At 68.4% G+C, this 5,099-nt stretch carries 4 protein-coding genes; 1 reads left to right on the top strand and 3 read right to left on the bottom strand.

Annotated features, from left to right (window positions below; translation table 11 throughout):
• Window positions 1–2,022 (bottom strand): transketolase (tkt, locus tag ACESK8_RS17845; protein WP_372969830.1); only part of this gene is annotated, 2,022 nt, incomplete at its 3' end.
• A 362-nt stretch (window positions 2,023–2,384) separates the two neighbouring features.
• Between tkt and ACESK8_RS17840 the strand changes: the two genes are divergently transcribed.
• Complete coding sequence (locus ACESK8_RS17840) at window positions 2,385–3,290, top strand: heme o synthase (protein WP_372969831.1); 906 nt, start codon at window positions 2,385–2,387, stop codon at window positions 3,288–3,290.
• Here the strand turns inward: ACESK8_RS17840 and ACESK8_RS17835 are convergent.
• Window positions 3,236–3,685: a hypothetical protein gene (locus ACESK8_RS17835; protein ID WP_372969829.1), complete on the bottom strand. Its 450-nt coding sequence runs from the start codon at window positions 3,683–3,685 to the stop codon at window positions 3,236–3,238. The genes ACESK8_RS17840 and ACESK8_RS17835 overlap by 55 nt on opposite strands.
• A 189-nt stretch (window positions 3,686–3,874) precedes the next feature.
• A complete protein-coding gene (locus ACESK8_RS17830) occupies window positions 3,875–4,981 on the bottom strand; it encodes a heme A synthase (RefSeq protein ID WP_372969828.1) in 1,107 nt (368 codons plus the stop codon).
• Window positions 4,982–5,099 lie beyond the last annotated feature (118 nt).

The raw sequence follows: 5,099 nt of genomic DNA, 5'->3' as shown, positions 1-5,099 counted from the left end.
GGTCTTGTAGTCGGCGGAGGCGCCGAAGTGGTCGATGCCGACCGAACGGCCGCGGTCGCCCACGATGCCGCGCCAGCTGAGGACGGAGCCGGCCTCGACCGAGACGCGGGCGGTGACGGCCTTCGGAAGCACCGACTCGCGGTACGCCTCATCCTGCTCGTCGAACCACTCCAGCGAGGGAGCGGAGACGACGCGGACGCCCACGCCCTCTTCGGCCAGGGCCGCACGGGCGTTGACCGCGAGCTGGACCTCGGACCCGGTCGCGATGATGATCACGTCGGGGGTGCCGTTCGGGGCCTCGGCGAGCACGTACGCGCCCTTCGAGACGCCGTCGGTCGAGGCGAAGACATCGCCCTCGGCTGCACCCTGGCCGCGCTCGAACACCGGGATGTTCTGACGGGTCAGGGCGATGCCCGCGGGGCCCTCGTGGCGGCGGAGGATCTCGAGCCAGGCGGCCGAGGTCTCGTTGGCGTCGGCGGGGCGCACCAGGGTGAAGTTCGGGATGGCGCGGAGCGTGGCGATCTGCTCGACCGGCTGGTGGGTCGGGCCGTCCTCGCCGAGGGCGACGGAGTCGTGGGTCCAGACGAAGATGCTGGGCACGTTCATGAGCGCGGCCAGACGGACCGGCGGGCGCATGTAGTCGCTGAAGATGAGGAACGTGCCGCCGAACGCACGGGTCGGGCCGTGCAGCACGATGCCGTTGACGATGGCGCCCATGGCGTGCTCGCGGATGCCGAAGTGCAGCACGCGACCGTAGGGGTCGCCCGACCACTCGTGGGTGGACCACTCGGCGGGGATGAAGGACTTCGAGTCCTTGATCGTGGTGAGGTTCGACTCGGCGAGGTCGGCCGATCCGCCCCAGAGCTCGGGGAGCTCGGCGGCGAGGGCGTTGATGACCTGGCCGGAGGCCGCGCGGGTCGAGACGTCCTTGCCACCCTCGAAGACCGGGAGCGCCGAGGTGATGTCGGCCGGCAGCTCCTTCGCTTCGAGACGGTCGAGAAGCGCCTTGCGCTCAGGGTTGGCCGCAGCCCACGCGTCGAACGAGGTCTGCCAGGCGGCGCGGGTCTCAGCGGCGCGATCCGCGAGGCCACGCGTGTGGGCGATCACGTCGTCGGCGATGGCGAAGTGCTCCTCGGGGTCGAAGCCGAGGACCTTCTTCGTCGCGGCGAGCTCGTCGCCACCGAGCGCGGAGCCGTGGATCTTGCCGGAGTTCTGCTTGCCGGGCGACGGCCAGCCGATGATCGTCTTCAGGATGATGAGCGACGGCTTCGAGGTCTCACCCTTCGCGGCCTCGATCGCCGCGTGCAGCTCGGCGACGTCCTCGACGTACTCGCCGGTCTTCTTCCAGTCGACGACCTGCACCTGCCAGCCGTAGGCCTCGTAGCGCTTCGCGACATCCTCGGTGAAGGCGACGTTCGTGTCGTCCTCGATCGAGATCTGGTTCGAGTCGTAGATCGCGATCAGGTTGCCGAGCTCCTGGTGGCCCGCGAGCGACGAAGCCTCGCTGGTGACGCCCTCCTGGAGGTCGCCGTCACCGGCGATCACGTAGACGAAGTGGTCGAACGGGCTGGTGCCCGCCTCGGCCTCGGGGTCGAAGAGGCCGCGCTCGTAGCGGGCGGCGTACGCGAAGCCGACAGCGGAAGCGAGTCCCTGGCCCAGCGGGCCGGTGGTGATCTCGACGCCCTTGGTGTGTCCGTACTCGGGGTGCCCCGGGGTGAGCGAGCCCCAGGTGCGAAGCGCCTTGAGATCGTCGAGCTCGAGGCCGAAGCCGCCGAGGTAGAGCTGCACGTACTGCGTGAGGGAGGAGTGCCCGACCGAGAGGATGAAGCGGTCGCGACCGAGCCAGTCGGTGTCGGTCGGGTCGTGACGCAGCACCCGCTGGTAGAGGAGATACGCGGCCGGCGCCAGGCTCATCGCGGTACCGGGGTGGCCGTTGCCGACCTTCTCCACGGCATCCGCAGCCAGAAGGCGCGCGGTGTCCACCGCACGCCGGTCGATCTCATCCCACTGCAATTCCGACACTGTGAAGCCCTTCTGCAACTGTTCGAGAGCGCCCGGAGTGCATGATCGCAGTCCGCAACGGTACGGAGGGGTCTGTGCGCCGGGCGCGCGAGTCATTTCAGCATAGCGCCGAGGTCTGACCCATTACCCCTCTTTACAACGCCTCCGACGTCAGGTAATTCCACGCTGGCGCGAGTGGTTTCCGAGGGTGTCGGGACTGCGGATCGACGTGTGCGGAACTCGGTTCCGCGATGCCCGGGCGCGTCGCGAACGGCGCGGCATCCGCGGACGTCGATCCGGCGAGGGCAAGCCGGTCGTCGCCGGTGCCTTAGACTGGAAAAGCTGTCGTGACGCGTGTGGAGGAGGGGATCGAGATCTCGACGATGTCTGATCAGACCGTTGTGAAGAAGTCCATCGGTCGTACCGTGAAGGCGTACGTCGCCCTCACCAAGCCGCGCGTCCTCGAACTCCTGCTGGTGTCGACCGTCCCGGTGATGTTCCTCGCACAGGGCGGTCTTCCCGACCTGTGGCTCGTGCTGGCCACCGTGATCGGCGGCTCGCTGAGCGCGGGGTCCGCCGCCGCGTTCAACATGTACCTCGATCGGGACATCGACGCGCACATGCATCGCACCGAGAACCGTCCTCTCGTGACGGGCGAGATCACCCCCCGAGGGGCGCTGATCTTCTCGTGGACGCTCGCCGTGCTGTCCACGGTGTGGCTGTGGTTCACGACGAACTGGCTCGCGGCGACGCTGTCGGCGACCGCCATCTTCTTCTACGTCGTGATCTACACGATGATCCTCAAGCGCCGCACCGAGCAGAACATCATCTGGGGCGGCATCGCAGGATGCTTCCCCGTGCTCATCGGCTGGGCGGCCGTCACCGAATCGCTCGACTGGCCCGCATTCATCCTGTTCGCGCTGATCTTCCTCTGGACGCCGCCGCACTACTGGCCGCTCTCGATGAAGTACAAGGACGACTACGACGACGTCGACGTGCCCATGCTCGGCGTGACCCGCAACGCCTCGCAGGTCGGCCTCCAGGTCATCCTCTATGCCTGGGCGACCGTCGCCTGCTCGCTGCTGCTGATCCCGATCGCGAACATGGGCCTCGTCTACGGCGTCTCCGCCGCGGTGTTCGGCGGATGGTTCATCTACGAGTCGCACCGTCTGTACAACCAGGCGGTGCGGGGGAACGAGGCGCGGCCGATGAGGGTCTTCCACGCCTCGATCACCTACTTGACGTTGATCTTCGTCGCGGTCGCGATCGACCCGCTGCTTCCGTTCTGAGTCTCGTCTGCGTCGGCGTCGGCATCCGTCGTCTCGTCGGGCGTGTCGAGGGCCGTCGCCTCCGCGGCGATCGCGCTCTCATCCGACTCGGGTGACCCGGCGGCCCAGTCGATCGGCTCGGCCACGACGGGCGTCGCCGACGGGACCAGAGCCTGCGCCGCGCTCAGAGCGACGGCGATCAGGATGCCGATGACTCCGGCGCCCAGGAGTGCGGCGCCGACCACGACGAGCGACTGCCCGACGTAGACCTCGATGCCGGTGGCGGTGCCGTCCAGCAGCGTGCTCGTCATCGTGCCGAGCTGGCCGGCGATGATCCAACCGCCGACGCCCGCCGAGGCGAGCGAGAGGATGAGGAGGAGCCAGAAGCCGATGCTGCGTGTGAGTGACTTGTTCATGTCCGCCACGCTGCACGACGAACTGATGCGCTTCTGATGTCCCGGCTATGCATCCACTGTGCCGGTCGGATCCCGTTCCTGGGACGAGCCGTGTCCCGAACCGCACACGGCGCCCCGATCTGCGGACTGTTCGTCCGGATTCCTGTGCAGACCGGGGGGAGGCGTGCAGATCGGGACCGATGCCGAGGGTCAGGCCTCCGAGGCGACCGGCTTCTTCAGGTGCAGCACCACGACGGTGTACGCCGCCGCCGAGAGCGAGGCGAGCACCATGTGGATGCCGACGAGCAGCGGCGGAAGCCCTTCGCGGGCCTGCCACACGCCGACGCCGACCTGCACGAGGATCGCGAGCACGAGCACCAGCAGCCAGCGGCGCGGCTCGAGGCGCAGCACCCAGGCGGCGACGGTCAGCGCGGCGACCAGGGCGGCGAGGATGTAGCCCGGCCACGAGTGCACGTGTGCGAGCACTGTGGCATCGAACCCGTGACGGAGGACGTCGGCGTCACCCGAGTGCGGGCCGGAGCCGGTGGTCAGCACGCCGAACACGATCGTCACGGCCAGCGCGAGACCCGTGACGTGACTGAGGATCGCGAACCACTTCGGCACGGCGCTGACGCGCGGACCGGGTGCTGCATAGAGCCGCACCAGGAACGCGGCCGTCACGCACACCAGCAGCAGGGAGGACACGTAGTGGAACCCCACGATGAAGGGGTTGAGGCCGGTGAGCACGGTGATCCCGCCGACGAGCGCCTGCGCGACGACTCCGAGCAGGACGATCCAGGCGAGGACCACCAGGTCGCGGCGATCGGGGGTCAGCCGGATCGAGCGGACCATGGCGGCGATCACCGCGATCAGGAGCGCGCCCATCGCGAACGGCGTGGCCGGCACATCGAGGAGGAGCGCGAAGATGAAGACGACCACGGCGGCCGCGATGCCGGAGAGGGCGAACCACAGGGCGGAGAACACGGACCGCCGCCCAGCTGTCCTCGACAGCACGAGCAGCAGCACGGCGAGGGCGATCACGCCGACGACGCCCGTCATCACGCGGTTGCCGAACTCGATGATCCCGTGGATTCCCTGATCGGCATAGATCGGCACGAGCGACTCGGGCGTGCACAGCGGCCACTCCGAGCATCCGAGTCCCGACCCGGTCAGACGCACCGCTCCGCCGGTGCCGATGATGATCGTCTGCGCCAGGAACGACAGCCAGGCGAAGACCCGCAGCGCGCGTCCCCACAGGGCCGCGTGGGCTCCCGTGGCGGGTGCGGTCGTGGGGGAGGAGATCGTGGTGTCGGGCATAAGTCTCTCCGAACCGCGCCGGACACGGCGAGCGGCCCTGTCTTCAGGCGGAACCTGTAGAATCGGATTGTTGTGATGAGCGCTGACCGCGCTGAAGCATCGCTAACAGTTTAGGCGC

The sequence above is a fragment of the Microbacterium sp. genome, assembly GCF_041641055.1.
GTDB lineage: Bacteria > Actinomycetota > Actinomycetes > Actinomycetales > Microbacteriaceae > Microbacterium.
The sequence above is the reverse complement of the archived record's forward strand: the minus strand, read 5'-3'. Positions and strand labels throughout refer to the sequence as shown.

Coding starts and splice junctions, on each gene's coding strand:
- ACESK8_RS17835 (WP_372969829.1), bottom strand. CDS start 3,685: ATGAACAAGTCACTCACACGCAGCATCGGCTTCTGGCTCCTCCTCATC.
- ACESK8_RS17840 (WP_372969831.1), top strand. CDS start 2,385: ATGTCTGATCAGACCGTTGTGAAGAAGTCCATCGGTCGTACCGTGAAG.
- ACESK8_RS17830 (WP_372969828.1), bottom strand. CDS start 4,981: ATGCCCGACACCACGATCTCCTCCCCCACGACCGCACCCGCCACGGGA.